Source organism: Methyloversatilis sp., assembly GCF_030698125.1.
Taxonomy (GTDB): domain Bacteria; phylum Pseudomonadota; class Gammaproteobacteria; order Burkholderiales; family Rhodocyclaceae; genus Methyloversatilis.
This window is the reverse complement of record NZ_JAUYNV010000023.1, coordinates 11,208-37,382: the sequence shown is the minus strand read 5'-3', so window position 1 is coordinate 37,382 and position 26,175 is coordinate 11,208. Positions and strand designations below refer to the sequence as shown.

General features: G+C 66.8%; 28 protein-coding genes. 20 read left to right on the top strand and 8 right to left on the bottom strand.

All coding sequences use genetic code 11. The features are described from left to right. Window positions 1-73 precede the first annotated feature (73 nt). The gene (locus Q8Q80_RS09350) at window positions 74-961 is read right to left on the bottom strand and encodes a helix-turn-helix transcriptional regulator (RefSeq protein WP_371132736.1); all 888 of its coding nucleotides are present in this window, start codon (window positions 959-961) and stop codon (window positions 74-76) included. 660 nt (window positions 962-1,621) lie between these two features. Here Q8Q80_RS09350 and Q8Q80_RS09345 point away from each other — a divergent pair. The 5 genes from Q8Q80_RS09345 to Q8Q80_RS09325 all read left to right on the top strand — a co-directional run bounded on the left by Q8Q80_RS09345 (window position 1,622) and on the right by Q8Q80_RS09325 (window position 4,537). Continuing rightward, window positions 1,622-1,777 carry a hypothetical protein gene (locus tag Q8Q80_RS09345; RefSeq protein ID WP_305632657.1) on the top strand — a complete coding sequence of 52 codons (156 nt, stop codon included), beginning with the start codon at window positions 1,622-1,624 and terminating at the stop codon, window positions 1,775-1,777. 149 nt (window positions 1,778-1,926) lie between these two features. After that, the gene (locus Q8Q80_RS09340; protein ID WP_305614814.1) at window positions 1,927-2,175 is read left to right on the top strand and encodes a plasmid stabilization protein; all 249 of its coding nucleotides are present in this window, start codon (window positions 1,927-1,929) and stop codon (window positions 2,173-2,175) included. Between the two features lie 472 nt (window positions 2,176-2,647). Further along, on the top strand, window positions 2,648-2,908 hold the full coding sequence (locus Q8Q80_RS09335) for an antitoxin (protein WP_305614815.1): 261 nt from the start codon (window positions 2,648-2,650) through the stop codon (window positions 2,906-2,908). 12 nt (window positions 2,909-2,920) lie between these two features. Next, window positions 2,921-3,331, top strand: coding sequence for a type II toxin-antitoxin system VapC family toxin (locus Q8Q80_RS09330; protein ID WP_305632656.1), 411 nt, complete (start codon window positions 2,921-2,923; stop codon window positions 3,329-3,331). 66 nt (window positions 3,332-3,397) lie between these two features. Then, window positions 3,398-4,537, top strand: a complete 1,140-nt coding sequence (locus tag Q8Q80_RS09325) for a class I SAM-dependent methyltransferase (RefSeq protein ID WP_305632655.1) — start codon at window positions 3,398-3,400, stop codon at window positions 4,535-4,537. A gap of 289 nt (window positions 4,538-4,826) precedes the next feature. Here the strand turns inward: Q8Q80_RS09325 and Q8Q80_RS09320 are convergent, their stop codons facing one another. Beyond that, the gene (locus Q8Q80_RS09320; protein WP_305632654.1) at window positions 4,827-5,033 is read right to left on the bottom strand and encodes a DUF2970 domain-containing protein; all 207 of its coding nucleotides are present in this window, start codon (window positions 5,031-5,033) and stop codon (window positions 4,827-4,829) included. 74 nt (window positions 5,034-5,107) lie between these two features. On the opposite strand from Q8Q80_RS09320, the gene Q8Q80_RS09315 reads away from it, so the two are divergent. From Q8Q80_RS09315 to Q8Q80_RS09295, 5 genes are all read left to right on the top strand, one after another. Further along, complete coding sequence (locus tag Q8Q80_RS09315) at window positions 5,108-6,193, top strand: DUF2157 domain-containing protein (protein ID WP_305632653.1); 1,086 nt, start codon at window positions 5,108-5,110, stop codon at window positions 6,191-6,193. Then, the gene (locus Q8Q80_RS09310) at window positions 6,190-7,023 is read left to right on the top strand and encodes a DUF4824 family protein (RefSeq protein WP_305632652.1); all 834 of its coding nucleotides are present in this window, start codon (window positions 6,190-6,192) and stop codon (window positions 7,021-7,023) included. Before Q8Q80_RS09315 ends, Q8Q80_RS09310 begins: the two co-directional genes overlap by 4 nt. Beyond that, window positions 7,020-7,250 carry a DUF3565 domain-containing protein gene (locus Q8Q80_RS09305; protein WP_305632651.1) on the top strand — a complete coding sequence of 77 codons (231 nt, stop codon included), beginning with the start codon at window positions 7,020-7,022 and terminating at the stop codon, window positions 7,248-7,250. Before Q8Q80_RS09310 ends, Q8Q80_RS09305 begins: the two co-directional genes overlap by 4 nt. A gap of 40 nt (window positions 7,251-7,290) precedes the next feature. Next, on the top strand, window positions 7,291-7,926 hold the full coding sequence (locus Q8Q80_RS09300) for a cold shock and DUF1294 domain-containing protein (RefSeq protein WP_305632650.1): 636 nt from the start codon (window positions 7,291-7,293) through the stop codon (window positions 7,924-7,926). A 312-nt stretch (window positions 7,927-8,238) separates the two neighbouring features. Continuing rightward, window positions 8,239-8,817, top strand: coding sequence for an NAD(P)H-dependent oxidoreductase (locus Q8Q80_RS09295; protein ID WP_305632649.1), 579 nt, complete (start codon window positions 8,239-8,241; stop codon window positions 8,815-8,817). A 115-nt stretch (window positions 8,818-8,932) separates the two neighbouring features. On the opposite strand, the gene Q8Q80_RS09290 is transcribed toward Q8Q80_RS09295, so the two are convergent. Both Q8Q80_RS09290 and apaG read right to left on the bottom strand, forming a co-directional pair. Then, a complete protein-coding gene (locus tag Q8Q80_RS09290; RefSeq protein WP_305632648.1) occupies window positions 8,933-9,523 on the bottom strand; it encodes a class I SAM-dependent methyltransferase in 591 nt (196 codons plus the stop codon). Window positions 9,524-9,539: 16 nt separating this feature from the next. Then, window positions 9,540-9,923 (bottom strand): Co2+/Mg2+ efflux protein ApaG, encoded by a 384-nt coding sequence (apaG, locus tag Q8Q80_RS09285; RefSeq protein ID WP_305632647.1) that lies wholly within the window; start codon window positions 9,921-9,923, stop codon window positions 9,540-9,542. Window positions 9,924-10,054: 131 nt separating this feature from the next. On the opposite strand from apaG, the gene rpe reads away from it, so the two are divergent. From rpe to trpC, 6 genes are all read left to right on the top strand, one after another. Continuing rightward, window positions 10,055-10,786: a ribulose-phosphate 3-epimerase gene (gene rpe / locus Q8Q80_RS09280; protein ID WP_305632646.1), complete on the top strand. Its 732-nt coding sequence runs from the start codon at window positions 10,055-10,057 to the stop codon at window positions 10,784-10,786. Beyond that, complete coding sequence (locus tag Q8Q80_RS09275) at window positions 10,783-11,463, top strand: phosphoglycolate phosphatase (RefSeq protein ID WP_305632645.1); 681 nt, start codon at window positions 10,783-10,785, stop codon at window positions 11,461-11,463. Before rpe ends, Q8Q80_RS09275 begins: the two co-directional genes overlap by 4 nt. A gap of 183 nt (window positions 11,464-11,646) precedes the next feature. After that, window positions 11,647-13,137, top strand: a complete 1,491-nt coding sequence (trpE, locus tag Q8Q80_RS09270) for an anthranilate synthase component I (protein WP_305632644.1) — start codon at window positions 11,647-11,649, stop codon at window positions 13,135-13,137. A 1-nt stretch (window position 13,138) separates the two neighbouring features. Continuing rightward, entirely contained in the window at window positions 13,139-13,717 is a 579-nt protein-coding gene (locus Q8Q80_RS09265; protein WP_305632643.1) for an aminodeoxychorismate/anthranilate synthase component II, read from the top strand. Beyond that, entirely contained in the window at window positions 13,714-14,745 is a 1,032-nt protein-coding gene (gene trpD / locus Q8Q80_RS09260; RefSeq protein WP_305632642.1) for an anthranilate phosphoribosyltransferase, read from the top strand. The genes Q8Q80_RS09265 and trpD overlap by 4 nt, the downstream gene beginning before the upstream one ends. A 96-nt stretch (window positions 14,746-14,841) precedes the next feature. After that, on the top strand, window positions 14,842-15,684 hold the full coding sequence (trpC, locus tag Q8Q80_RS09255) for an indole-3-glycerol phosphate synthase TrpC (protein ID WP_305632641.1): 843 nt from the start codon (window positions 14,842-14,844) through the stop codon (window positions 15,682-15,684). 18 nt (window positions 15,685-15,702) lie between these two features. On the opposite strand, the gene Q8Q80_RS09250 is transcribed toward trpC, so the two are convergent. Then, entirely contained in the window at window positions 15,703-16,314 is a 612-nt protein-coding gene (locus tag Q8Q80_RS09250) for a Spy/CpxP family protein refolding chaperone (protein WP_305632640.1), read from the bottom strand. 326 nt (window positions 16,315-16,640) lie between these two features. On the opposite strand from Q8Q80_RS09250, the gene Q8Q80_RS09245 reads away from it, so the two are divergent. Further along, complete coding sequence (locus Q8Q80_RS09245) at window positions 16,641-18,788, top strand: HDOD domain-containing protein (RefSeq protein ID WP_305632639.1); 2,148 nt, start codon at window positions 16,641-16,643, stop codon at window positions 18,786-18,788. Between the two features lie 3 nt (window positions 18,789-18,791). Here Q8Q80_RS09245 and Q8Q80_RS09240 read toward each other — a convergent pair whose 3' ends face one another. Then, window positions 18,792-19,439 (bottom strand): HNH endonuclease, encoded by a 648-nt coding sequence (locus tag Q8Q80_RS09240; protein ID WP_305632638.1) that lies wholly within the window; start codon window positions 19,437-19,439, stop codon window positions 18,792-18,794. A gap of 201 nt (window positions 19,440-19,640) precedes the next feature. Between Q8Q80_RS09240 and Q8Q80_RS09235 the strand changes: the two genes are divergently transcribed. Continuing rightward, window positions 19,641-20,186: a hypothetical protein gene (locus Q8Q80_RS09235; RefSeq protein WP_305632637.1), complete on the top strand. Its 546-nt coding sequence runs from the start codon at window positions 19,641-19,643 to the stop codon at window positions 20,184-20,186. Window positions 20,187-20,202: 16 nt separating this feature from the next. Here Q8Q80_RS09235 and Q8Q80_RS09230 read toward each other — a convergent pair whose 3' ends face one another. Then, complete coding sequence (locus tag Q8Q80_RS09230; RefSeq protein WP_305632636.1) at window positions 20,203-20,901, bottom strand: hypothetical protein; 699 nt, start codon at window positions 20,899-20,901, stop codon at window positions 20,203-20,205. Between the two features lie 86 nt (window positions 20,902-20,987). On the opposite strand from Q8Q80_RS09230, the gene Q8Q80_RS09225 reads away from it, so the two are divergent. Then, the gene (locus Q8Q80_RS09225) at window positions 20,988-23,486 is read left to right on the top strand and encodes an MASE1 domain-containing protein (RefSeq protein WP_305632635.1); all 2,499 of its coding nucleotides are present in this window, start codon (window positions 20,988-20,990) and stop codon (window positions 23,484-23,486) included. Here the strand turns inward: Q8Q80_RS09225 and Q8Q80_RS09220 are convergent. Next, window positions 23,458-24,000 carry an NUDIX hydrolase gene (locus Q8Q80_RS09220; protein ID WP_305632634.1) on the bottom strand — a complete coding sequence of 181 codons (543 nt, stop codon included), beginning with the start codon at window positions 23,998-24,000 and terminating at the stop codon, window positions 23,458-23,460. The two genes, Q8Q80_RS09225 and Q8Q80_RS09220, sit on opposite strands and share 29 nt — an antisense overlap. Window positions 24,001-24,165: 165 nt before the next feature. On the opposite strand from Q8Q80_RS09220, the gene Q8Q80_RS09215 reads away from it, so the two are divergent. Next, window positions 24,166-26,094 (top strand): diguanylate cyclase, encoded by a 1,929-nt coding sequence (locus Q8Q80_RS09215; RefSeq protein WP_305632633.1) that lies wholly within the window; start codon window positions 24,166-24,168, stop codon window positions 26,092-26,094. Window positions 26,095-26,175: the final 81 nt, after the last annotated feature.

Genomic DNA, 26,175 nt, shown 5'->3' with positions numbered 1-26,175 from the left:
GGGCGCCTTTTCATGGAACGACCGAGACAGCATGCGCTCGCGCAGGCTCAAATTATGAGCCTCGGCCAAGCGCTTAGCCGGCATAGGTTTGCCGGAGCGCGACGACTTCTTCCGCAACCGCTTCCCGCAACGCCTCCGGCCCCAGCACCTCGCAATGCCGGCCGTGCTTCAGGATATCCATCAGCAATTCCCGGTGGTCGGCGTACGGAATGTCGAGCAGGTAGTAGCCGTCATTGTCGAAGCGGCTCTTCTGTTTCGGGTGCCAGGCCTCATGCGCGACCCAGCGGGCGCGTTCGGGCGAAAAGCGCAGGCGCGCCCATTCGATCTGCTTGCCGGAAAAGATGCCGTAGGCGGGGCCGAACACTGTCTTCAGGGTCCGGCCGCCGACCTCGCGCGCGGCGCGGTCGAGCAGGTGGGCTTCGCGGATGGCGTCGACGGAGAAGCGACGCAGCTCGCGCCGCAGGTGGCACCACGCTTCGAGATACCAGTTCTCGCGGTAGTGCACCAGGCGCTGCGGCGAGATTTCGCGCTCGGTGACGGTCGCATTGCCGCGCGCGGCGTAGATGATGATCAGGCGCTTGCGCTGCAGCAGCGCCGAGCCGATGCGCTCGAAGTGTTTCAGCGTGATCGGCCGCTTGCCCTGGCCGACGATGAGCACGCGCTCGCGCACGGCGGCTGTGTCATTTTTCGCTGCGCCCAGGAGCTTGTTGAGGCGTTCCATCAGCGGCTCGACATGGCGGGTCAGGATTCCGCCGGGGTCGAGGTTGGCGAGCAAATGCTGCATGGTGAGCAGGGCGTGGATTTCCGTGCTCGAAAACCATAGGTTGGCCAGTTCGAGCTGGCCGCCGCTGCCCTGTCTGAGGTCGAGAAAGTAGCCGCCGCGATCGCGGTCGAACTCGAGCGGCATGCACAATACGTCGCGCAGATAGGTGATGTCGCGCGTCAGGGTGGCCCGGGACACGGCAAGTTCCGACTGCAGCCGGTCGAAAGGAATGACTCTGTGGGGGCTCAACAATGCGGCGAGCCGGTGCAGGCGGTCTGTACGTGACATCCGGATGTATTTCTGTCAGCGCGTTGAATGCGTGACGGATAGTACATGTGGCTTAGGCGGAATCGGTAGATTCATCATCCCTGTAGGCGTCGGGGCGATGGCTCATCGGCGTGCGAGGCCTCGCATCTGTGCAGATGCGCTGAAGCTGTTCCTCGAAGTAATTGTTCGATAGGACAGAGCCGCCGCTTGTTGGGCGCTCGTCGTCCATCGCGAAGCCTTTGAGGGCAAATTCCTCGGCGATGATCGTGGCTCATTTTCGAAATTGCACGGTCCCTTCGGAATTGACCTTGTCGCCAACGGCAAGGATGGCTGGCAGTCTGTATTGCTGGCTGTTGTAGTCCTCCCATCTTGTAGCTCGATGTCCGAGAAGACCCGCATGCGTCACGGCGCACAGAAAATAACTCGCGCTATGCCGTGGCTGCAGGCGATGCGTTCTGGTCGTAACATCCGTATCAGCCCTTGTCGCATTCTCCAAGTGGGATGAGAGAGTAACGCGACAGCATGACGGGTTACCTTTGGCAGCTTGGACAATGGCACTCGGCCGACGGGTGATAGGGGGAGAGCGTGTTCATGGCGAAGAATCCCGGAAAGGAACGCAAGTCGGTGCCGGAACAGCGTCGCAATGAAGTTTTCCGCGTACTGAGCGAGAAGGTCCGCAAACTCAGCGAAGGACGACGCCAGACCCCGTCAGAGGTTCTGCAGCGACAGTCGCGCGACGAGCGCTGAGTGGTTATGTGCGTGTCCTCATGACAGTCTGCTTTCGCCGCCTATCAAGCTTGCGGTCCGCCTGGCGGGCAGCACGCGGCGCGCGGCTCGGCCTCAAAGCGTCGTTGGTCGCCCGGTAGAATCGCTGGACTGACCGATGGAGGTGGCTCATGGGCACTTTTGAAATCCGTGATCTCGATCCACGGCTAAAGGCTCGGCTCAATATTCGGGCTACCCGGAATGGCCGTTCGATGGAAGACGAGGCGGCAGACATCATCAGGCAGGCGCTCAGCGCGGAGCCTGCGTCCGGTCAGACCTTGGTCGAGGTTGCCAGAGCGGCGGTGCAGTCATTCGGTGGCGTCGACCTCGAGTTGCCGCAGCGTGGGCCCATTCGCGAACCGCCGGACTTCGGATCCTGACTCTGCAGTGCTTGTTGATGCACTCACCCAACACTGGCCGGCGCAGTCGCCGAAGCTATCAGGCTGCGTAGTCTTCGTAACCAAGCTTCAAGCTTGTCGGCTGCCGCCGCGCGAGGCGATCCGTATGCCGCCCCCTGCGCCCTGCCGATGTTGAGCACGCGGGCGCGCACGGAGGTCGCGCTGCGGCTTGTCCGATGGTGTCCAGACAAGGGCGCATTGCGTTGATCAACTTGGCTTGACTTCGCTTGGCGCCAGTCGGGATGGTCGATGACCAGCTTGCGTATCGCGGCGAGGCCGCCGCTCCCACAGGGCCGCTCCCACGGCCGTTGGCTGGTGCCTTGCGTTGGGCGCGCGCGCCTTCGATCTGAACGTGGCAACGGTGCCTCGACCCCGATCCCGCGGGCCGCACGCGTTGTGCCGCGAGTGATCGATGTATATCCTGTATACACATCACTGAGTACAGAGGCCCACCATGCGAACCCGTATCTTCAAAAGTGGCAACTCGCTCGCCGTGCGCATTCCGAAGGAACTGGCGATCGCCGGGGTGTCGGAAGAGGTGGAGATCGAGCGGGTGGGCAACACTCTGGTGCTGAGGCCCGCACAAAGACCGTCGCTGGCCGATCTGCCTGAGATATTCGCTTCCTTTCCGAAGAGCTTCATGGCCGAAGGGCGCGAGTTTCATGAGCAGCGAGAGCGCGAATGGGACCTTGCCGAGCCTTCTGCAAAGGACTGAGCTTTGGTCTGGATGCTCGATACGAATATCTGCATCTACCTGATGGCGCGACAACCGCCGCAGGTGGTGGCCCGATTCCAGCAGGCGAGAGCGGGCGACATTGCGATTTCGGTGGTCACCTACGCAGAACTGTGTCACGGCGTCGAGCGCTGTCAGGGCGCTGACCGTGAACAGGCCGCGGCGGGGTTGCGACGCTTCACGCAGCGCGTGCCTGTGCTCGCTTTCGACGAGGCAGCCGCAGAGCGTTACGGCGCACTCGCTGCCGCGGTGCGCGACCGCCGCCGCGATGCGCTCGACCGGATGATTGCCGCCCATGCGGTGAGCGTCGATGCTGTCCTGGTCACGAACAATGAAGCGGACTTCGCCGATTACCCCGGGCTGGTGGTGGAGAACTGGACGCGCGCCCCTGCTGCGCCCGCTTGAGCGCCGGCGGCTGCCTGGCGCTTTCGCATATATATATGCAATGAAGATTCATCCGGTGACCGAACCTTGACTGATTCACGACTTGTATTTACCGAAGGCGACGCAGAGAAGAGCCTGCGCTGGCAATCCGAAGCCGGCCTGCCGCCGCCGAAGCGCGTGGTGGTGGCTGACGACACCTTGAGCGCCGACAGCGCCTTCCGCCTCGCCAGCGAGGGCACGGCGCTGTTGTGGCGCAGCGACTTCCAGAACGCGCGGCAACTGCTGCAGGCGCTGGTGCGGCGGGTGGACCGCAAGCCGCGCAAGCCCGCCGCCACGCTGCGTGACGCGTTCAATCAGCACCGGCTGGCACAGTCGCAGCGCGCCCGCACGCTGGGCATGCTGCTGATTCCGTTCGACGCCGGCCACGTCATTCCACTGCGCCGCGCGCCCGATGTGGTCGAGGCGTGCACGCAGGCGCACGGCGAGGCGCGCGAAGGCTATGTGTGCTCGCTGCGCGAGTTGCTGGGCGTGATCAGCGCCTACGAATGGCGGCGCAACGGCGTCGAGGTGCCGGCGCTCGAAGCGCGCATCCATCCGCACTACGGCGTGTTCTCGCCGGTGCGCGGCGAATATGTCGATCTGATTGCGAAGGCGCCGCTGCCGGCGGTGCTGAAGAAGGCGTCGCGCGCCTTCGACATCGGCACCGGTACCGGCGTGCTGGCCGCGCTGCTCGCCAAGCGCGGCGTGGCGAAGGTGGTTGCGACGGATCAGGACGAACGGGCGCTGGCCTGCGCGCGCGACAACGTCGCCCGCCTCGGGCTCGAATCGCAGATCGACGTGCGGGCGGCCGACCTGTTCCCGGATGGCCGCGCGCCGCTCATCGTGTGCAACCCGCCCTGGCTGCCGGCGCGCCCGGCCTCGCCGCTGGAACACGCGGTGTACGACCCGGACAGCCGCATGCTGCGCGGCTTCCTGTCGGGGCTGGCGGCACATCTCGGGCCGGACGGCGAAGGCTGGCTCATCCTGTCGGACTTTGCCGAACACCTCGGCCTGCGCACCGCCGACGAACTTCAGCGCTGGATCGACGACGCAGGTCTGAAGGTGCTCGGCCACCTCGACGCCCGCCCGCGCCATCCCAAGGCGAGTGACGAATCCGACCCGCTGCATGCGGCGCGCTCGCAGGAAGTGACCCGCCTGTGGCGACTCGGCGCGAAAGAGGGCGTCTGACGCCACCGCCGCCGACAGGGTTTTCTTGCGAGCGGGTCCTGCCTGCGATGCGAGCGTTGATCACGCGCCATCGCCATTTCGCAGACGGGAATCGCGGGCAGGGCAGGCTCCTACGAAAGACGTCGCATGACGCTGAATTCGGCGCGAATCTCGTAGGAGCCTGCCCTGCAGGCGATGCGGTCTCCGAACATGCGACTATGCATGTACAACGTTCGCATCGCGGGCAAAGTCCGCTCCTGTGAAAGACGTCGCCGCTGGTTGAGCAATCGCGAGTTTGAATTCGTACCGATCAGCTCGTTGCCCACATCACCAGTGCGATCAGCACGACATTCACTGCGATGACGGCGAACAGGCCGCCGAGCAGGAAGTGCTGCGGGCCGAGCCCTTCGGTGGTGCGGTTGATCATGCGCGTGCGGCCGATGCCGGTGAAGGTGAGCAGGATGATCTTGAGGGCGCGCAGACTGCCGCGCAGCAGCGGGACGGGGGCTTGATCCATCGCCCGATTGTGCCTGACCGGCCCGGGCTGTGCTGGTTGTCGGCAGCACGATGCGGCCGTGGCATGATGCGGCGATGACATCCGGAAACGAAGCGATGGACGACAGCCTGTCACGCGCCGACGCGCAGCAACGCGCCGACGACATCCGCGCCTTCCGCCGCGAACAGGCGCGACTCGCGGCCGACGGGCTGGCCGCGGCCGATGCGGCGGCGATCCGGGCGCACCACGATGTGCTGCTGACGCGCCTCGCCGCGCGGCCTGACGTCGACACCACGCAGCGCGCCCGCCAGCTCACGCTCGGGCTGCGCATCGCCTCCTTTCTCGGCGCGCTGGCGCTGGCGGCCAGCGTGTTCTTCCTGTTCCGCCAGTACTGGCCGCTGTTTCCCGAAACCGTGCAGGTCATGGTGCTGGCCGGCGCCGCGCTCGGCACGCTGGGGCTGACCGCCTGGCTGCACGGGCGCGACGCCTCCGGCTACTTCACCAAGCTGGCGGCGCTGGTGGCCTTCGCCTGCTTCGTGCTGAACCTGAGCCTGCTCGGTTCCAGCTTCAACATCACCCCGTCGGACAAGGCGTTGCTGCCGTGGGCGGCCTTCGCGCTGCTGCTCGCCTACACCTGCGAACTGCGCCTGCTGCTGGTGGCCGGCCTGATCTGCATCACCGGCTTCATCGCCGCCCGCGTCGGCACCTGGACCGGCATGTACTGGCTCAGCGTCGGTGAGCGGCCGGAACACTTCTTCCCGGCGGCGCTGCTCATGTTCTGCGTGCCGTTCCTGGTCGATCACCGGCGTCATCCCGGCTTCGATGCAACCTGGCGGCTGGTCGCGCTGCTCGCGCTGTTCCTGCCCATGCTGGTGCTGTCGAACTGGGGCCGCGCGAGCTATCTGCCCTTCGATGCCGAGGTGGTCGAAGGCCTCTATCAGCTGGGCGGCTTCGTCGCCGGCGGCCTGCTGACCTGGCTCGGCGCGCGCCGCGGCTGGCCGGAGGTGATGAATACCGCGGTCGTGTTCTTCGTCATCTTCCTGTACACCAAGCTGTTCGACTGGTGGTGGACGGTGATGCCCAAATTCCTGTTCTTCCTCGTGCTCGGGCTGGTGGCACTGCTGGTCATCCTGGTGCTGAAGCGGCTGCGCGCCGTCGTGGCGGTGGAGGGCGGGCAATGAGGCGCGCGCAGAAGATCCTGCTGGTGGGTGGCGTGGCCCTGATCGTCGCGGTGAATGCCTTCGTGCTGGCGGGGGTGGCGTGGAACCGTTCGGGCGCGCCCGCCAGCGTGCTCACGCTCGCGCAGCGCGAACTGAGCCTGCCCTATGCCTTCGGGCTGGATGGCGAGCGCGGCGGCATCGACGTGGCACTGCTGTGGCGCGCGCCGATGCGCGACGACAACGCGGAGGCCGCCTACGACATGCACTACGGCCGTGGCCCTGATTGGCTGGATGCTGACAAGCTGCGCGAACTGGGCTTCGACCTGAAGGACGGGCGCGACGCCTACCGCGCCAGGCGCGAGGTGTACGTCGTGCTCGAACTGGCCGGTGCGTCCTGGCAGGCGGCCCTGGCGCAGGCGCAGCGCCGGCTGGACCGCGCACTCGCCCGCGGCAGCACCGACAAGCAGGACGCCGACGCGCTGAAGTCGGCGCAGGAGGCCATGAAGTACGAACAGCACAAGGCGTCGCGCCTGTTCGCCGTCGACGCCGGGCTGGACGCGGCGGCGCTGCGCCAGCGCTATCCCGAGCTGCGCAGCCATGCCATCGTTGCCGCAACGGTGACGCCGTCGGTCACGGTGATCGAAGGGAAAACCCTCTTCAGCGGCCACATCGGCGAGCTGTCGGTTGCCCGCATCAGTGTGCCGCACGCGCTGCGCGGCGCGATGGAGGGCATCGACCGCACTGCGCTCGACACCGGGCGCGCGGCCTTCGACATGGACGTTTCGTGGGGCCGCCGCTTCGAGCCGTGGATCACCGCGGTGCGCCCGCGCCGCCCGGCGCCGGCCGGATGAAGCAGCCGATCACCGGTTACCTGATCGACGACGAAGGCGACTGGGTTGCCCGGCTGGCCTGCGGGCATCGCCAGCACGTGCGCCACCACCCGCCCTTCACCAACCGGCCCTGGGTGGCGACCGAAGAAGGGCGCGCGGCCCATCTCGGCGCGCTGCTCGACTGCCCGCGCTGCGACGCCTTCGAGTGGCCGGACCACATCGTCGCGCAGGCCGGGCGCGGCGACTGAAGCGGTGCTATCTTCCGCCCCCGTGTTTCAGGGAGACGACATGCGCAGCACAGGTCGCATCAGCAAGTGGAAGGACGACAAGGGATTCGGTTTCATCGTGCCGGATGGCGGCGGCGATGAGCTGTTCGCCCACATCAGCGAAGTGAATGCCGAAGGGCGCCGGCCCTCTGCGGGCGACCGCGTCAGCTTTGCCGTCGGGACCGACCGCGCGGGGCGGCGCTGTGCCAAGGAGGTGCTGCTCGACGGCGTGCCGCTGAAGACGGCCCGAGCCCGCGGTCAGGGTCGCGACGATCATCCGGCGCAGTGGGGCGGCGCCACGCTGTTCGTCATTCCGGCCTTTCTCGTGGTCATGCTGGTCGCGGCCTGGCTATGGCAGGTGCCGGCCGGCTGGTTCCTGCTCTATCTCGGGTTGAGCGTCGTCACCTTCGGGCTGTATGCGGTGGACAAGGCGCAGGCCGCGAACGACGGCATGCGCGTACCCGAAGCGCGGCTGCATCTGCTGGCGCTCGTTGGCGGCTGGCCCGGCGGCCTGCTGGCACAGCAGTTCCTGCGCCACAAGTCAGTCAAGGCCTCGTTCCGGCGCGGCTTCTGGGTCACCGTGGCGCTGAATGTGCTCATCTTCCTGTTCGTCACCAGCCCGCTCGGCCGACCGATCGTCGCGCACTGGCTGGGGTGAGGACCGCGGGCAGCGAGCTGTGCGAGTGGCCCGCCGCCGTGACGGGGGGCGCGGTGCGCTCGGTTGCGCCGGCGATCACGCCCCCGAAATGCACTGGCGGATGATCCCGCTCAAGGTGCGTGCCCCGGACTTTGATCAGGATGGACACACCGGCATTTCAGGTAGGTCGGGGCGAGCGCAGCGACGCCCAACACCCCAGCTTTTGACCAGGATGGGCGCATCGGCATTTCAGGTAGGTTGGGGTGAGCGCAGCGATGCCCAACACCCCGCCTTTGACCAGGATCGCAGTATTGCCAATACGGGAGTCCTCACATGGGCCGCATCGTTGTCATCCAGGGGCATCCCGAAACGCGCCCGGGGCTGCTGCGCGCACTTGCCGACAGCTACATCGAAGGTGCCCGGGAGGCCGGACACGAAGTCGACATGATCGACGTGACCCGGCTCGACTTTCCGCTGCTGCGCGACAAGGCAGCCTGGTCTGTCGCGGCCGACGGTGATGTCGCGCGGGCGCAGGCGGCGGTGGCTGCGGCGCAGCATGTGGCGGTGTTCTTCCCGCTGTGGCTGGGTACGCTGCCGGCGCTGCTCAAGGCCTTTTTCGAGCAGATCCTCCGGCCGGGTTTCGCGATTGGCGAAGGTACCGGGCTGAGCCCGTTCGAGCCGCTGCTGAAGGGCCGTTCGGCCCGGCTGGTCGTGACCATGGGCATGCCGGCTGCCGTCTTCCGCTGGATCTACCTTGCGCACGGCGTGAAGAGCTTCGAACGCAATGCACTGAATTTCGTCGGCATCCGGCCGGTGCGCACGACGCTGATCGGCAGCGTGGACAGCATGGATGACGCCGGTCGTGCCCGCTGGCATGCGCAGATGCGCGGCCTCGGTCGCGCCGCCCGCTGACGGGGCGGCGATTCACGGCTGCCGCCCGGTACGGCGCTCGTCCAGCTCGTCACTGCCCGACACACAAAGCTTCCGCAGCGGCTTCGCCGAAAGTCCCGACTGGCGGTCGACTGCGCTAGACGCGCAGCAGGCGCACGCGTCTGAACCAGCCGCCGAAGGCGGCGGGTTCGTTGCTGACCACGCCGAACGGCAGCTCTTTCAGCGCGTCTTCGAGTACCAGGTCGAGCCGGGTTGCAATGCGGCCTGCGATCGGCGACAACAGGCGGCGCAGGGGCGCCGGGCGCCCGGCGGGCAGGAATTTGTCGAGCAGCAGTGCCGCTCCGCCCGGTTTCAGCACGCGGGCGGCTTCGCGCAGGCAGGCGGCGCCATCGGGCACGACGGCGACGATGAGGTGCAGCACGACGCAGTCGAAACTTTCGTCGCGGAAGGGCAGACGCATCGCGTCGCCGCGCACGGCCATGTAATCGAGCCCCTCGGCGCGCGGCAGGCTGCGCGCCAGCATGGCGCTGTTGAAGTCGAGGCCGGTGTAGCGGTGGTCGGGCGGCAGGTACGGCAGATCGAGTCCGGTGCCGATGCCGCACAGCAGGATGTCGGACGGCGAACGCGGCAGTGCGTCGAGGCTGGCGCGCCGCGCGCCGCGCGAGGCGAGGTCAACCACCGCGTCGTACAGCGGGGCGAGTCGGGTATAGGACGCGTCGAGAGACACCGCGCCGCCCCGGACCTCAGTGCAGCACGCGCGGCATCGCGAGCGTGAATTCGGGAATGACGGCTTCGAACTGCGTGCCGTCTTCGGCCACCATCTGGTAAGTGCCGCCCATGGTGCCGACCGGTGTGGTCAGCGCACAGCCGCTGGTGTATTCGAATTTCTCGTCCGGCTTGAGCAGCGGTTGCTGTCCGACCACGCCGAGCCCGCGCACTTCCTGTTCGGAATCGGCAGCATCGCGGATGACCCAGTGACGGCTGATCAACTGTGCCGGCACGTTGCCGGTGTTGGTGATCGTCACCGTATAGGCAAAGACGAAACGCGACTCGTCGGGGTCGGACTGCTCTTCGACATAGCGTGTCTGCACCGACACCGTGATTTCATGTTTTTTCGCTTCGGCCATGGCAGCTTTTTAACCGAAGTCCACCGGTGCGGCAAGCAGCAGCCGTGATACGCAGGGCAAAGCGCGGGGCAATGAGCGGGGCAGGGCACGGGAGCCGATACAATTGCGCTCCCGCCATCCGGAGCACGCCCGTGAGCCACTCGTCCGCACGTCCTTCATCCGCCGCCGATTTCCTGATCGCGCCCAGCCTGCTGTCGGCCGATTTCGCCATGCTCGGGCAGGAGGTGCGCAACGTCATCGATTCCGGCGCCGACTGGATCCACTTCGACGTGATGGACAACCACTACGTGCCCAACCTGACCATCGGCCCGCTGGTGTGCCAGGCGCTGCGCCCGCATACCGACGCGGTGATCGATGTGCATCTGATGGTGAAGCCGGTCGACCGCATCATTCCGGATTTCGCGAAGGCCGGCGCCAACGTGATCACCTTCCATCCGGAGGCGTCGGAACACATCGACCGCTCGCTGGCGCTGATCCGCGATCACGGTTGCCGGGCCGGTCTGGTGTTCAACCCGGCGACGCCGCTGCACCACCTCGATCACGTGATGGACCGGCTCGACCTCGTGCTGCTGATGTCGGTCAATCCGGGCTTCGGCGGCCAGAGCTTCATACCGGAAACGCTGAACAAGCTGCGCGCCGCACGCGCGAAGCTGGACGAGTACGAAGCGCGCACCGGCCGGCGCATCCGGCTGGAGATCGACGGCGGCGTGAAGGTGGACAACATCGCCGACATCGCGCGCGCCGGCGCCGACACCTTCGTCGCCGGCTCGGCCGTGTTCGGCGCCGGGCTGGACACCGACCCGAACCGCTACGACAGCGTGATCGGCGCACTGCGCGCCCAGCTGGCCACCGTCGTGGTATGAAGAACACGCGCGCGGTCGCCGCGATCAGCTTCGACCTGGACGGCACGCTGCTCGACACCGTGCCCGATCTCGCCGCCGCAGCACGCGACATGGCGCTCGAACTGGGCCTGCCGCCCCGGCGCGAAGACGAGGTGCGGGTATTCGTCGGCCGCGGCATTCCGGATCTGGTCGAACGCTGCCTGGGCGAACGCGCGCAGGACGCCGCTCTGCTGGCGCGGGCGATCGAGACGTTCAAGCGCGGCTACCGGGCGCGCAACGGCGAACATTCGACCGCCTACCCCGGTGCGCACGACACGCTGGCCGCTTTGAAGGCAGCCGGTTTCCCGTTGGCCTGCGTCACCAACAAGGCGGCCGACTTCACCGAGCCGCTGCTCGAACTGATGAAGCTGCGGCCGTACTTCGACTGCGTGGTCAGCGGCGACACGCTGCCGCAGAAGAAACCCGACCCGGCGCCGCTGTTGCATGCGGCCGCTCAACTGGGCTGCGCACCTGCCGCGCTGTTACATATAGGCGACTCGTACAACGACATCGATTGCGCCCGCGCGGCCGGCGTGGCGGTGTTCGGCGTGCCCTGGGGCTACAGCGAAGGGCGCGTGCTGGACGCAAAAGATTGCGATGGGCTACTATCGTCTCTCCCCGACCTGCTCGACCGGGTCATGCTTTCGACCGGCCACTGAGCCGAGCAAATCACAACGAACCGACACCCAATGGACAGCCTGACTTCCAAGGAGATACCCGCCCGCAGCTGCGCGCCCGCGCCCCTGCACGGGTACCTGTGGCGAGCCGCCTGAGTCCGCTTCCGGTCCGGCGCATGCGGTGACACCGCGGCGCCCGTTCAAATCCTGCTCTCCGGTCTGTCCATGAATCACGATCAATTCGAGGCGCTCGTACGCGCCGGCTACAACCGCATTCCGGTCGCGCGCCAGGCGCTGGCCGATCTCGACACGCCGCTGTCCGCTTATCTCAAGCTGGCCGACGCGCCCTACTCGTACCTGCTCGAATCGGTGCAGGGCGGCGAGCGCTGGGGCCGCTATTCCATCCTCGGCCTGCCGGCGCAGACGCGCATCGTCGTGCGACGCAACGACATCCGCGTGCTGCGCGACGAGGTCGAGATCGAGCACTGCGAATCGGCCGACCCGCTCGGCTTCGTGCAGGACTTCATCAGCCGCTACCGGGTGCCCGATCTGCCGGGCCTGCCGCGCTTTTCCGGCGGGCTGGTCGGCTACTTCGGCTACGACGTGGTGCGCTATGTCGAGCACCGGCTCGAAGCCGGCTGGAACAAGGCCGATCCGCTCGGCGTGCCGGACATCCATCTGCTGCTGTCCGACGAACTGGCGGTGTTCGACAACCTGTCGGGCCGGCTCACCTTCATCGTCTATGCCGACCCGGCGCAGCCGGACGCGCTGATGAACGCGCATCTGCGACTCGAAGCGCTGTCGGCGCGGCTGAAGTCGCCGCTGCGCGAACCGGACACGCCGCGCGGCGTTTCGGTGGCCGCGGTGTCCGGCTTCGGCCACGACGCCTACTGCGCGGCGGTCGACACCGCCAAGCGCTACATTTTCGACGGCGACATCATGCAGGTCGTGCCGTCGCAGCGCATGAGCAAGCCGCTGGCGACGACGCCGATGGCGGTCTATCGCGCGCTGCGTGCGCTGAATCCGTCGCCCTACATGTATTTCTTCAATCTGGGCGACACCCACATCGTCGGCGCCAGCCCGGAAATCCTCGCCCGTCTCGAAGGTGACAAGGTGACGGTGCGGCCGATCGCCGGCACCCGCAAGCGCGGCGCCACGGCGGACGAAGACCGCGCGCTGGCCGAAGACCTGCTGTCGGACGAGAAGGAACGCGCCGAACACATCATGCTGGTCGATCTGGGCCGCAACGACCTCGGCCGGGTCGCCGCCATCGGCTCGGTCGAAGTGACCGACCGCATGGTGGTGGAAAAGTATTCGCACGTGATGCACATCGTCAGCAATGTCGAAGGCGTGCTCAAGCCGGGCCTGACCGCGATGGACGTGCTGCGCGCGACCTTTCCGGCCGGCACCGTCAGCGGCGCGCCCAAGGTCAGGGCGATGGAAATCATCGACGAGCTCGAGCCGGTCAAGCGCGGCATCTATTCCGGCGCGGTCGGCTACCTCGGCTTCAACGGCGGCATGGACGTGGCCATCGCGCTGCGCACCGCCGTCATCAAGGACGGTCAGCTGCACGCCCAGGCCGGCGGCGGCGTGGTGATGGATTCGACGCCCGAAGGCGAATGGCAGGAAACGCTGAACAAGGCGCGCGCCGTGCTGCGCGCAGCCGAACTGGCGGAAGCGGGGCTGGTGCCGGGCCCGGACGGGCGGGGGAACTGACATGTTATTGATGATCGACAATTACGACTCCTTCACCTACAACCTCGTGCAGTACTTCGGCGAGCTGGGCGAGGAGGTGCGGGTGTTCCGCAACGACGAAATCACGCTCGACCAGATTGATGCGCTCAAGCCGGACCACATCGTGGTGTCACCCGGTCCGTGTTCGCCGAACGAGGCGGGCGTGTCGGTGCCGGTGATCAAGGCCTTCGCCGGCAAGTACCCGATACTGGGTGTGTGCCTGGGCCATCAGAGCATCGGTGCAGCGTTCGGCGGCGACGTGGTGCACGCCAAGGTGGTGATGCACGGCAAGACCGCGGCGATCCATCATGCCGACAAGGGCATGTTCCGCGGCCTGCCGAATCCCTTCACCGCCATCCGCTACCACTCGCTGGCGGTGGCGCGCGACACGCTCCCCGATTGCCTGGAAGTGACGGCCTGGACCGACGACGGCGAAATCATGGGCATGCGGCACAAGACGCTGGCGGTCGAGGGTGTGCAGTTCCACCCCGAATCCATCCTCACGGAGCATGGCCACCGGATGCTGAAGAATTTCCTCGACGAGTGGAGGGCAGGCGCATGACTTTCACGCCGAAGCAGGCGCTCGAGCGGGTCATCGAGCACCGCGAAATCTTCCGCGAAGAAATGACGGCGCTGATGCGCCAGATCATGACCGGCGAAGTGTCGCCAACGCTGATCGCCGCCATCCTGATCGGTCTGCGGGTGAAGAAGGAAACCGTGGGCGAAATTGCTGCCGCGGCACGGGTGATGCGCGAACTGTCGATGAAGGTGCCGGTGGATGACAGCCAGACCCTGGTCGATACCTGCGGCACCGGTGGTGACGGCGCGCACACCTTCAATATTTCCACCGCGGCGATGTTTGTCGCCGCCGCGGCCGGCGCGCGCGTGGCCAAGCACGGCGGGCGGGCCAGTTCGTCGCAGAGCGGATCGGCCGACGTGCTGGAGGCGCTTGGCGTCACGCTGAGCCTGACGCCGGCGCAGGTCGCGACCTGTGTCGAACAGGCCGGTGTCGGATTCATGTTTGCACCGAACCACCACAGCGCGATGAAGCATGCTGCGCCGGTGCGCCGCGAACTGGGCGTGCGCACGATGTTCAACATTCTCGGTCCGCTGACCAATCCGGCCGGTGCAGCCAATCAGGTGATGGGCGTGTTCCACGCCGACCTGGTCGGCATTCTGGCGCGCGTGCTGAAGGAACTGGGTTCGCGCAACGTGATGGTGGTGCATGGCCGCGACGGGCTGGACGAACTGACGATCAGCGGCGACACCTTCGTCGGCGAGTTGCGCGACGGCGCGGTGCGCGAATACACGGTGCACCCGTCAGACGTCGGTCTGCCGGTGCATGCACTCGACACGCTGCGCGTGGCCGATGTGCAGGCTTCGCGCGACATGCTGCTGGCCGCACTCGACGGCAGCTTCGCTCCGGCGCGCGATGTCGTGCTGCTCAATGCCGGTGCCAGCCTTTACGTGGCAGGTGTGGCCGACAGCCTGCGCGATGGCGTGGACCGCGCCCGTGCGGCGGTCGAATCCGGCGCCGCGCGGGCACGTCTCGATGCACTGGTCGAACTGACGCGCTCGCTCGCCACCTGATGTTTTCGTAGGAGCCTGCCCCGCAGGCGATCGACAGCCTGATCGCCTGCGGGGCAGGCTCCTACGGGTCCGAAACATTCAATGGGGTCAGAAGGAATGTCCGACATCCTGCAGAAAATCCTTGCCACCAAGCGGGAAGAAATTGCCGCCGGCCGCGCCTTGCAGACGCTGGACGCGCTGTGTATCCGGGCCGAGGCCCAGCCGCCGGTGCGCAACTTCGTCGCCGCGCTGAGCGATCGCGTGGCGCGCCGGCAGCCCGCAGTGATTGCCGAGGTGAAAAAGGCCAGTCCGTCGAAGGGCGTGTTGCGCCCCGACTTCCGGCCGGCCGAGATCGCGCGCTCATATGAGGCGGGCGGTGCCGCATGCCTGTCGGTGCTGACCGACCGGCAGTATTTTCAGGGGGCGCCCGAATATCTGGTCGAGGCGCGTGCTGCCTGCCGGCTGCCGGTGCTGCGCAAGGATTTCATCATCGATCCGTGGCAGGTGGTCGAGGCGCGCGCGATGGGCGCCGACTGCATCCTGCTGATCGTGGCCGCCTTCCTGCCGCCGTCGGGCGAGGCGGACGCCGCGCAGCAGACAAAAGCCGTGGCCGGCATGCGCGCACTCGAAACCCTGGCGGGCGAGCTGGGCCTGGCGGTACTGGTGGAAAGTCACGACGCGGGCGAACTCGATCTGGCGCTGCAGCTCGATACGCCGCTGATGGGCATCAACAACCGCAGCTTGCGCACCTTCGAGGTGTCGCTCGATTTCACGCTGTCGCAACTCGACCGCATTCCGGCCGGGCGCATCGTGATCACCGAAAGCGGCATCCTGACGGCAGAAAACGTCGCGACCATGCGGGCCCGCGACGTGCATGCCTTTCTGGTCGGCGAAGCCTTCATGCGCGCCGCCGACCCCGGGGCCGAACTGGCCCGCCTGTTCGGTACTGCCGTGGTCTGAACCACGGCAGTCCGGTCATCAGCTGCGCACTGCGCCGTCGGCGGCACGCGGGCTGTCGCCATGGCCATGATGCCCGCCGTGGTGCTTGCCATGATGCGGGTGACCGCCACCCAGACGGGCCAGTGATTTCGCCGTGTCCTTGCGCTGTTCGGGCGTCAGCACTTCAGCCAGATCGGCCAGCGTGCGCGTCATCAGTTTCGAACGTTCGTCCATCTGCGCGTGGCGTGCGGCACGCAGCTGTTCGATCCGGTCGCGATCGATCGACTCGGCCGACAACAGCGCCAGCATTTCCTTCGGACCGCTGCCGTCGGCAGGGCGCATCGCCTTCATCTGTTCTGCCGAGGCCTCGACGATGGTGCGGGCGCGAGCCTTCTGCTCTTCGGTCGCGCCGACCTTGCTGAATACACGTTCGACGCGTTCTGCCATGCGCTTTTCCATCTGACCGTGGCCATGATGCGCTGCGGTCTTCATGGCGTGCGGTGCGCGCTGCTCACCCGCGTCGGCGGAAGCCTGCGGAACGGCGGCCACCATTGCGGCCAGTGCGCCGGCCGCGGTGAGCGTGGCCAGCCAGCGGCCGCGGGATGTTGCAGCCGGCAGGGGGCGGGCAGTGACAGCGTTCGGGTGGTTCATGATCTGACTCCTCTGATTTGCCGGAATGCTCCGGCAGCGAAGCCAGTGTCGGCGGCTGCTGTAAACCCGCTGCGCGACCGCAGTAACGATTTGTAAGATTCGCGGGGTTCCGGATTTTTCAAGGCCGGGATTCGGGTTGCGGTCGAAACGGGTGACATGGACCTGCAATGAAGGGTCAGGACGTGACGATTCCCAGTGTTGGCGCGGGTTCTGCGCCAAAGCGCTGCGGTATTATCCGGCGAGGCCCCGTCCGTCAGAACGGCCGATAAACAATCAAAAAGGTCAGCGCCGGGGGTCACCCCGACGTATCCCGTTTCCTGCACAGCATGTCAGCCAACGCTGCAAGCGCGATCGAATGTGCCGTGCTGTCTGGCGCGCCCTCCGTTCCGGTGATTGCCGGAACGGCGCTCGGCTTTCGTCCCGCACAAGGTGAGGCGCAGCCGCTGTCGGCGTTGCTGCGCGCCGATCCGGTGCTCGTGCTGCGCCTGCTGCGCGCGTCGGAAGCACTCGAACATCCGCATGGCCTCAGTGTAGCCCGCCGTATCGATGCGGTGATCGACGCGGGCGGACAGGCGCTGATCCGCGCCGCCCTGCTCGACACCCACCACTGGTCGTCCAGCGTCGGCACTGTGCCGGACGGATTCCGCCGCTATTGGTCACATTCGCTGCTGACCGCCGAAACTGCGCGCGAGCTGTCGCTGCGCTGCGGCCACAGCGACCCGGACGAGGCCTACATTGCCGGTTTGCTGCTCGATGTGGCGCTGCCGCTGCTGTCGGTCAACCCGTCTTACCTGAACCTGCTGGCGCAAGGCCATGACGAGTCGGCGCTGGCGGGCCTCGAAGCAGCCGAACTGGGCGTGTCGCATGCGGAAATGGCCGCCGATCTGCTGCCAGCCGGCTGGGCCGGTGAACTGGCCGACGCCGTGCGCTTCCATCATGCCGACGCAGCGCTGTTCCACGACGCGCCGGAATTGCTGCGCGTCGCGCGCGCGGCCGAAGAGCTGTCGGGCGGTGGCAGCGGCGACGCGATGCAGCACGCCGCGCTGGCGCATGCGCTGACCGGGCTGCCGATGGACCAGCTCAACGACGCCTGGCAGACCGCCTGCCGACGCACGCACTCCCGGCTGGACGCGCTGCAACTGCTCGACCCGGGGGCGCCGATGATCGCCGGTGAGCCCTATCGCCCGTTCTTCGAGGGTTCGCCCGACCCTGCGTTCAACCCGGCGAACGGCAATGATCCGCAGCAGTCGGTGCTGCTCGATCTCGCCCGCAGCGGTCTGCTCGCACAGGTGCTCGAACCCGCGGCGGACAATGACGTGCTGCGCGCCTACCGTCTGGCCGGCGCCCTGCTGCTCGATCTGCCGATGCCGCAGATGCTGCTGCCGGCGCATGGCGAAACCCGTTTCGCGGTGCTCGACGAAGCCGGCGAACCGGGCGGCATCCAGCTCGATCTGGCGCATTCGGGGCTGGGTGACCTCGGGCAGCAACTGCTGCGCGGTCTGCCCTGGTACTGCGAAGATGCCCGGCAGGCGACGCGTCTGCCGATCAGCATCCAGCGACTGCTGCGCCCGGCGCGCGGTGAAGCCTGCCTGATGCTGCCGCTGCTCGGCGACGGCCGGGTGGAGGCGCTGGCACTGCACCGGATGCCGGTGTCGGCACTGTCCGGCCTGCGCAAACGCGCCGCCGGACTCGACGCATTGACCGGCGCCACGGCGCGGGCACTGCGCATGCAGCGCGTGCAGGCCCGCAACCTGGGCGAACTGCGCAGCAGCATGGTCGAGCAGTACGCCGCGCATTCGCGGCAGTTGCGCGCCGACCTGAACACGCCGCTCGGCCTGCTGAAGCATCAGGTGAAGTCGATGCGCCTGAAGATGGGCGCCGATTCGATGCTCGAATCGGAGCTGTCGGTGTTCAACGATCAGGTGATCCGCATCGACACGGTACTGCACCAGTTCGAAAGCCGCCCGCCGGACATCACCGCGGCCGCTCAATGGACCGATATCAACCAGCTGATCGAACAGATCATGGCCGAGACCGACGAGCGGACGTTCCGCGCGCGTTCGATCACGACCGAACTTCACCTTGACTCGGCGCTGCCGCCGCTGCACCTGCCGTTGCCGGCGATGCGCGACATCGTGGCCGCGCTGCTCACGGTCAGTGCCGAGCAGATCGGCAGCGGCGGCGGTCGCATCGCGGTCAGCAGTGCGGATGGGGTGAACTGGAACGGTGTGCTGCACGCGGAAATCCGCATCCGCGATTTCGGCCGCGGCATGGACGCCGCCCGGGTGGCGGCGCTGTTCGCTTCGACGGCCGGCGAAGGTCTGGCGCGCCCGACGCTGGCGCATGCACTGGCGCAGATCCGGGCGCTCGGTGGCTCGCTGTCGTGCAAGAGCGCAATCGGTCAGGGCACGGTATTCCAGCTTCTGCTGCCGCGCCAGACGCGCCGACGTGCGCCGGCTGCCTTGCCCGCGTAACGGTCAGGCCGCCTTCCAGCGACTATTGGCATTCACGTGCTGGGACAGGAAATCCATCTGGTCGACCAGGATGTTGCGGTTGCTCAGGATCAGGTACTCGGCCTTGTTCGGCACATAGGGCGCGTACAGCAACTGCATGTGCGCCTGTTCGGGCGTACGGCCGCTCTTGCGCTGGTTGCACGGACGGCAGCAGGTGACCACATTCATCCACAGGTCCCGGCCGCCCTGCGAAACCGGCAGGATGTGGTCGCGCGTGAGTTTCTGGGCGGAAAAATCGCCGCCGCAGTAGGCACAGATCGAGCGGTCGCGGTGGAACAGCTCGCGATTGTTCAGCGGCGGCACGGCCATCTGCAGCTTGTGCGCGTGGCTGCGACCCTTGATCGCAATGATGCTGTTGGTGCGGATGAAGGATTGCTCGCCGGTCACCCGGTTGATGCCGCCGCGGATTTCGAATTCGTGGCTGCCGGCGACCCAGGCCACCAGATCCTTGGCGTGATAGAACACGGCGTGCTGCCAGCTCACCCAGCGATGCGGCACGCCGTTGGCATCCAGCGTGAGTATCCACGGATGTGCCGGCCGGCGGCGTTCCCGCGCCAGGCTCAGCAGTGGGTGCTCTTCCATCGACGGAAACACGGCCTTGGCAACCTCCATAGTGTCCAGCTTGACAGGCAGGAAACGCGGAAACGCGGACTTGCGCGCGGGCGATCGTTTGCCGATCGAGTGTAACGGCCTTCCGCCCGCAGCGCGCACGTACTCTAGCAAAGGAAGATGAATTTGCAATCGCGTCGCCGGGGTGTTCCATCATCGAAGCTGCTTGTGGCAACGGGGTTGTCGCTGGCAGTGCACGGGCTGTTGATCTGGCCACTTCCGGTGCCACGCCCGGCGCCCGAACCACCCGCCCGGCAGGCCGGTGTGTTGCAGCTCGTGCCGGCGGCTCCGGCGGTGGCACCGGTCACCGTTGCGGACGACCTGCCGGCCGCTGCAAACACCCGCCTGTCGGTCGATCGTCCGCCGCCCGTGGTTGCCGCCGTCGCCCGGACCGCCCCGCCCGGGCCGGACGGCAGCGCGCTGTCACCGGTCGTCGCGGAACGCTCGCTGCGTGCGTTCCGCTACGCGATCGCGCGCGCCGTTGCCCGCGACGGCGCGTTGCTGCAGGCAACGGGTGTGCGCATGGTGATCGCGTTGCAGCTGCATGCGCGCCGTGTCGTCGCGGTTTCGCTCGTGCGCGGCAGCGGACACGCCGCACTGGATGCGCAGGTGCTGGCTGCGTTCAGGGCCGCGGCGAGCAGCGCCGTCATGTCGGTCGATCTGCCGCCGCACGGCTTCGCGGTGGAACTGGAACTCGATGGCGAACCGGCAGACGCCGAACAGGATGAACAGATCACCGCGCCCGGCTGAAGCCCTGAGCGGCGACTCAGCAGCGCACCTGCTGGCGGCAGAACTCCGCCATCGGAATGACCCGCGTGCGTTCGCCGACCGGCTGCATGGCGCGATCGCCACCGTGTTCGAGTGCCAGCCGGAAGCCGAAACTGCTGAAGAAGCGATCGAATACGTCGGCGCCCAGGGTGGCGACCGCAGCCAGTTCGTCGCGCTCGGGGGAGTACTCCAATACAATCGCGGCCAGCGGTTGCGGGGCAGGGCCTTCGAGCACCTGAGCGCCAGCGGCCGGATCGAACTGGCTGTGCTCGGAACAGCAGTGGATGACCCGGGCGCGCGCATTGTGCGGCGTCGCGTCAGCGCGATAGGCGATGAAACTGATGTCGCGTGTGGGATGGGTGAGCTTGTGCGAGCATATGGCCGAGTAGGCAACGACAGATTGGCGCCGCCCGACGCCGCCCGGCCAGTCATAGCGGCGGCCATCCGCCGTGCGGATGTCCTTCCGGCCCGCGACCTTTGTACCGAGATCGAGCAGGAAACACGGCGTGGCCGGGTAGGGCCACTGGAAAACATAATTGACGCCCGGCTCAAGCGAGCCTGCTCGCAATGGTTGTCCGTCACGATTGGTCAGTACGCTGCGCGGATAGCTTCGCACGATGCGGGCGTGCGCCGGCAGATTCAGCCCCAGCATGCCGCACGCAGCGCTGCAGGTCGCGATGAAGTGGCGTCTTTCCATTTTCATGCTCCACAGGGACGGTTTGTGCTGCGGTCGTTGAAACCTAGAAACAGTTGTTGCGATAGTCAAGCGGGTGCGAGCCTGACATGAGCCGGCCGGTGGATGAAATGCACGAACAGGATCCGCTGACCCGCGCACCGGCGGCTGACGCCATGCCGCCCGGTGCGCTGCAGCCGCGGCCTCGCCCGTTTCCGCTGAACGCCCTGATCGCGCTTTGCTACGGCGTGCTCGTGGTGGCCAACCTGCAGCTGCGTGACGCTTCGGGCATCACGCCGATGTGGGCGCCGATCGGCCTCGCGTTGTTCGCGCTGTTGCACTTCGGCAACCGTGCGCTGCCGGGCGTGCTGATCGGTGTCATCGCCGGTACCGCGCTGGCGCAGCTGCCCATGCCGATGGCCCTGCTGTACGCGGCCGGACAGATCATCGCGCCTTGGTTGGGGGCACGCATGCTGCGGCATCTGATCAGCGAACCGGCGCATCTGCTGGAGCGCACCGACGGCGCCTTCAAGCTGCTGGCGGTGGCGTATGCGGTGGCCATCGTCAGTGCCACGGCCACCACCCTCGGCATGGCGCTGGCGCATGACCTGCCTGCGGCCAGCTGGCTTGATACCGGTGCCACAATCTGGCTCGGCGACGCACTGGGCGTTGTGGTGTCCATGCTGCCGCTGCTGGCCTGGACGTCCGATCGCTCGCCGGTGCAGTCGCCGCGCCGGCTGATCGAACAGGCACTGGTCATCCTGACGCTGCTCGGCATGCTGGCGGCGACCTTTTACGGCGTCACCCTGCTGGCCGAACCCATCCTGCAGCTGTACGCCTCGCTGCCGCTGGTCATCTGGATCGCGTTGCGCTTTCCGCCCCGTGTCGGCTGGACGGTGTTCCTGATCGCATCGCTGATCGCATTGGCCGGCACCGCACACGGTACCTCGCTGCTGAACGAGCACGCGATGGGCGTGCAGGTTTTCGTGCTGCACGGGCTGATCACGCTGACCGCCGCGACCGCGCTGTTCATCGGTGCGGCGATGTTCGAGAAGCAGGCGGCACGGCGCGCGCTGCGCGAACGCGAATCGCACTTTCGCGCGCTGATGCTGCTGTCGGCCGACTGGCACTGGGAGCTCGACGGCGATCTGCACTACCACCGCTTGCCGGATCAACTGACCGGTGTGCATTTCGGCGATACCGAACTGGATGGCTGCGCACCCTGGGAAATCGCCGGTGAAGAGGCGCTTACGCTGCCATGGGGCCTGCTGCGCCAGACGCTGGAGCGTCACGACGCATTCCGCGACTTCCTGTCGCGTCGCCGCGACGGTTCGCGCTGGCGTTATCTGGCCTCGTCCGGTGAGCCGGTGTTCGACGCGCGTGGCGCGTTTTCGGGCTATCGCGGCGTCAGTCGGGACATCACGGCCGAAATGCAGGCACGCGAAGCTTTGCGCGAGGAAGAATTCAGACTCCGCGCGCTGGTCGATGCGCTGCCGGAACTGATCGTGCTGCAGGACAAGCACCTGCGCTGGCGGCTCGCCAATCGCGCGCTGCTCGATACGCGCTGGCTGAAGAAGATGGCCTGGCTGGGTGCCACCAGCGAGGAACTGGCGGCGCACCTGCCATCGATGGCCGACGTGCTGAAGCAGGACCACAAGATCGCCGAAGCGGTGGCGCTGTCCTGCAAGCCGCATCGGGAGGAGCAGCGCCTCGTCATGCCGGACGGCGAGGAGCGGGTGTTCGAAGTCAGCGTCATTCCGCTGACCGACGATGATGGCCAGTTCAACGGAATCGTATCGGTGCGGCGCGACATGACCGCACAACGGGACGCCGAACGCATCCAGGCCGAGCACGTGCAGGGGGTTCAGTCACTCAACGACGAACTCGAACGGCGTGTCGGCGCGCGCACGGCGGCGCTTGAATCGGCCATCCGCGAACTGGAAGCGTTCAGCTATTCGGTGTCGCACGACCTGCGGGCGCCACTGCGCGCGCTCGACGGCTTCTCGCGCCTGCTGGTGGAGGATTACGGCGACCTGCTGGACGAACAGGGGCGCGAATATCTGTCGCGCATCCGCCGCAACAGCCAGCGCATGGGCGAACTGATCGACGATCTGCTCGAGCTGTCGCGCGTGTCGCGTGCCGAGGTCCACCGCTCGCTGACCAACTTGTCCGACATTGCGCGTGACGTGGTGCGCGAACTGACGGCCGAAGCCCCCGACCGCTATATCCACTGGGTCATTCCGGAAGGTTTGTGGGCCGACACCGATTCCGGACTGGCGCGTGTCGTGTTCGAAAACCTGCTGCGCAACGCCTGGAAATTCACCCGTCTGCAGGCGCAGCCGCGCATCGAGATCGGACAGTCCGAGCTGCATGGGCAGGCGGCCTATTACGTGCGCGACAACGGCGTCGGCTTCGACATGGCCTATGTAGGGCGACTGTTCGCGCCATTCCAGCGCCTGCACAACAATCGCGAATTCGACGGCAGCGGCATCGGGCTGGCGATCGTGCAGCGGGTGATCCGGCTGCACGGCGGCCATGTGTCGGCCGAGGGCGTGGTCGGCCAGGGCGCAACCTTCAGCTTCAGCTTCGGCCCGGTACGTCCAGACTGAAGTGGTGCACCCCGAAACCGCCGTTGCGCCGTTCTTCGAAAAAGGTGCGCAGGGTCAGTGACACGCTGCGGAACGCCAGTTCGTCCCACGGAATGTCGGCTTCGTCGAACAGCCTCACGTCGAGCGATTCGCTGCCCGGCGCGAAGTCGGTGTCGATCAGCTCGGCGCGGAACAGGATGTGCATCTGGTCGATCTGCGGCACGCTGACCATGGTGTAGGGCGCAATCAATGCGACCCGCGCACACGCCTCTTCCAGCGTTTCGCGCAACGCACCGTCGGCCGCACTTTCACCGTTCTCGAGAAACCCGGCGGGCAGCGTCCAGTAACCCAGGCGCGGTTCGATGGCGCGTCGGCACAACAGCACCTGCCCCTCCCAGACGGGCAGTGTGCCCACCACCATGCGCGGGTTCTGATAGTGGATGGTGCCGCACGCCGGGCAGACGTGGCGCAGCCGGTTGTCGCCCACCGGCACGCGCTGTTCAACCTTGCTGCCGCAGTCAGCGCAGAAATTCATGGGTACACCGGTTTTCGGAATGAGGAGTCCGGAGTGTAGCGCCCTGTTTGTTATCTGCGCACCTGCCCTCAAGAACCGTGTCTCCCCCGCCGTAAGCTGATGCCATGAGGCATATTCTGCAACGGACGCATGACGCGCCGTTCGGGCCTGGACGATGGCAAATAGATGAATGACCTGATTGATACACGCCGGTTCGAAGAGATCAAGGCGGCCGGCGAACTGCCTTCTCCGCGTGGCATTGCGCTGGCGATTGCACGCGTCACGCAACGCGGTGACGCCTCGCTGGCCGAGCTCGCGCGTCTTGTACAGGGCGATCCGGCGCTGGTCGGCCGCCTCGTGTGCGCGGCCAACGGCACGCTGGCGCCCGGCATGCGGCCCATCGTGGCGCTGCGCGACGCGCTGTCGGTGCTCGGCATGGCTGCGGTACGCAATCTGGCGCTGGGCTTTTCGCTGATTTCCAGCAATGGCAAGGGCTTGTGCCGAAGTTTTCCGTATTCGCGCTTCTGGACCGGCTCGGTCATCCGTGCCATCGCAACACAGAAGATCATGACGGTGATGCGCTCGGCCGGGGTCGAGGAAAGCTTCAGCGTCGGCCTGCTGTCCGGCATCGGCGCGCTCGGGCTGGCCAGTCTGTTTCCGGCGCAGTACTCGCGCGTACTCGACGAGGTACGTGGTGGCGAGCCGGAAATGCTGCTCGACGTCGAGCGGCAGGCGTTCGCGATGACCCACGTCGAACTGAGTGCCGCGATGCTTGCCGACTGGGGCATGCCGCGTTTCTTCATCGCGGCGGTGCTCGGTCATGAGTCGGCATTGTCGGTGCAGGGCGAGCCCGAATCGCGCGAATACAGCCTGACGCTCGCACTCGGCCTGGCGCGCGCGGTCGAGGCAGCCTGCCTGTGCGACGAGGCGGAGCGCGCCCTTCACATGGGCATTGCCCGCGCGCTGGCGGCGCGCATGTCGTGGCTGCCCGATCAGGTCAGCACCCTGTGCGACGACGTCGCACGCGAGTGGAAGGACTGGTCACAGATACTGCCGGTCGATGCCTATGCATTGCCCAACCTGAACGATGTCGCACTGCCCGAGCCGGCCATTCCGGCGCCCGCGTCGATCGAGGTGGAAGCCGCGAACGACGCACCGGACCCGGGCGCACTGCGCGCGCTGGTGGTCGATGACGACGCCGCCACCCGCATGACGCTGCAGGCGCTGCTGCTGCGCAGCGGCTACCAGGTGACGTGCGCCGAGAACGGTGTGGCGGGCATGGAACGCGCGCTCGAGTTTCAGCCGCAGATCATGGTGGTCGACTGGGTCATGCCGGAGATGAACGGGCTGGAGCTGACGCGGACACTGCGTCAGACCCGGATGGGCCGCAATATCTACATCATCGTGCTGACCAGTCACGAGGACGACGAGCGTCTGGTCGAGGCGTTCGAAGCGGGTGTGGACGACTACATGGTGAAGCCGCTCAAGCCGCGCGTGCTCGAAGCCCGGTTGCGTGCGGGCCAGCGGATGATCCGGCTACAGAAGGATCTGGAGGCCGAGCGTGAGGAAATCCGCCGCTACGCGGCCGAGTTGGGCGTGAGCAACCGGCGCCTGCAGGAAGTTGCGCTGACCGACGCGCTGACCGGATTCCCGAACCGGCGCTACGCCATGGTGCGCATCGGGCAGGAATGGGCGATCGCGCTGCGCAGCGAACGGCCGCTGTCGTGCATGCTGATCGACGTCGACTACTTCCGGCAGATCAACGAAACCTACGGTCACGACGTGGCCGATCAGGTGCTGGAGCAGACGGCGCGTGCCATCCGGGAATGCATGCGCGCACAGGATGTGGTGTGCCGCACCGGCGGCGACGAATTCCTGATCATCTGCCCGGATACCACGCTTGAACAGGCCATGGCCTGCGCCCAGCGTGTCTGCGCCGGGGTGGCGGCCGTGCCGCTGCAGGCCGGCCAGCTGCGCCTGAAAAGCTCGATCAGCATCGGTGTGGCGGAACGGCTTGCGCCGATGCCGGACGCCGACGCATTGCTTGCACTGGCCGATCAGGCTCTGATGGCTGCCAAAAGCACGGGCCGCGGACGGGTGCGCGCAGCCGGTTGAGCGGATTCTGATTTCCCGGCAAAAGCGGCATTTTTACCGCCCGCGCGTTTCGCGGTGCTCAAGTTCGCCCCATTCCTGCCG

Coding starts and splice junctions, on each gene's coding strand:
- Q8Q80_RS09345 (WP_305632657.1), top strand. CDS start 1,622: ATGGCGAAGAATCCCGGAAAGGAACGCAAGTCGGTGCCGGAACAGCGT.
- Q8Q80_RS09340 (WP_305614814.1), top strand. CDS start 1,927: ATGGGCACTTTTGAAATCCGTGATCTCGATCCACGGCTAAAGGCTCGG.
- Q8Q80_RS09335 (WP_305614815.1), top strand. CDS start 2,648: ATGCGAACCCGTATCTTCAAAAGTGGCAACTCGCTCGCCGTGCGCATT.
- Q8Q80_RS09330 (WP_305632656.1), top strand. CDS start 2,921: ATGCTCGATACGAATATCTGCATCTACCTGATGGCGCGACAACCGCCG.
- Q8Q80_RS09320 (WP_305632654.1), bottom strand. CDS start 5,033: ATGGATCAAGCCCCCGTCCCGCTGCTGCGCGGCAGTCTGCGCGCCCTC.
- Q8Q80_RS09315 (WP_305632653.1), top strand. CDS start 5,108: ATGACATCCGGAAACGAAGCGATGGACGACAGCCTGTCACGCGCCGAC.
- Q8Q80_RS09310 (WP_305632652.1), top strand. CDS start 6,190: ATGAGGCGCGCGCAGAAGATCCTGCTGGTGGGTGGCGTGGCCCTGATC.
- Q8Q80_RS09305 (WP_305632651.1), top strand. CDS start 7,020: ATGAAGCAGCCGATCACCGGTTACCTGATCGACGACGAAGGCGACTGG.
- Q8Q80_RS09300 (WP_305632650.1), top strand. CDS start 7,291: ATGCGCAGCACAGGTCGCATCAGCAAGTGGAAGGACGACAAGGGATTC.
- Q8Q80_RS09295 (WP_305632649.1), top strand. CDS start 8,239: ATGGGCCGCATCGTTGTCATCCAGGGGCATCCCGAAACGCGCCCGGGG.
- apaG (WP_305632647.1), bottom strand. CDS start 9,923: ATGGCCGAAGCGAAAAAACATGAAATCACGGTGTCGGTGCAGACACGC.
- Q8Q80_RS09275 (WP_305632645.1), top strand. CDS start 10,783: ATGAAGAACACGCGCGCGGTCGCCGCGATCAGCTTCGACCTGGACGGC.
- trpE (WP_305632644.1), top strand. CDS start 11,647: ATGAATCACGATCAATTCGAGGCGCTCGTACGCGCCGGCTACAACCGC.
- Q8Q80_RS09265 (WP_305632643.1), top strand. CDS start 13,139: ATGTTATTGATGATCGACAATTACGACTCCTTCACCTACAACCTCGTG.
- trpD (WP_305632642.1), top strand. CDS start 13,714: ATGACTTTCACGCCGAAGCAGGCGCTCGAGCGGGTCATCGAGCACCGC.
- trpC (WP_305632641.1), top strand. CDS start 14,842: ATGTCCGACATCCTGCAGAAAATCCTTGCCACCAAGCGGGAAGAAATT.
- Q8Q80_RS09250 (WP_305632640.1), bottom strand. CDS start 16,314: ATGAACCACCCGAACGCTGTCACTGCCCGCCCCCTGCCGGCTGCAACA.
- Q8Q80_RS09245 (WP_305632639.1), top strand. CDS start 16,641: ATGTCAGCCAACGCTGCAAGCGCGATCGAATGTGCCGTGCTGTCTGGC.
- Q8Q80_RS09240 (WP_305632638.1), bottom strand. CDS start 19,439: ATGGAGGTTGCCAAGGCCGTGTTTCCGTCGATGGAAGAGCACCCACTG.
- Q8Q80_RS09230 (WP_305632636.1), bottom strand. CDS start 20,901: ATGGAAAGACGCCACTTCATCGCGACCTGCAGCGCTGCGTGCGGCATG.
- Q8Q80_RS09225 (WP_305632635.1), top strand. CDS start 20,988: ATGAGCCGGCCGGTGGATGAAATGCACGAACAGGATCCGCTGACCCGC.
- Q8Q80_RS09220 (WP_305632634.1), bottom strand. CDS start 24,000: ATGAATTTCTGCGCTGACTGCGGCAGCAAGGTTGAACAGCGCGTGCCG.
- Q8Q80_RS09215 (WP_305632633.1), top strand. CDS start 24,166: ATGAATGACCTGATTGATACACGCCGGTTCGAAGAGATCAAGGCGGCC.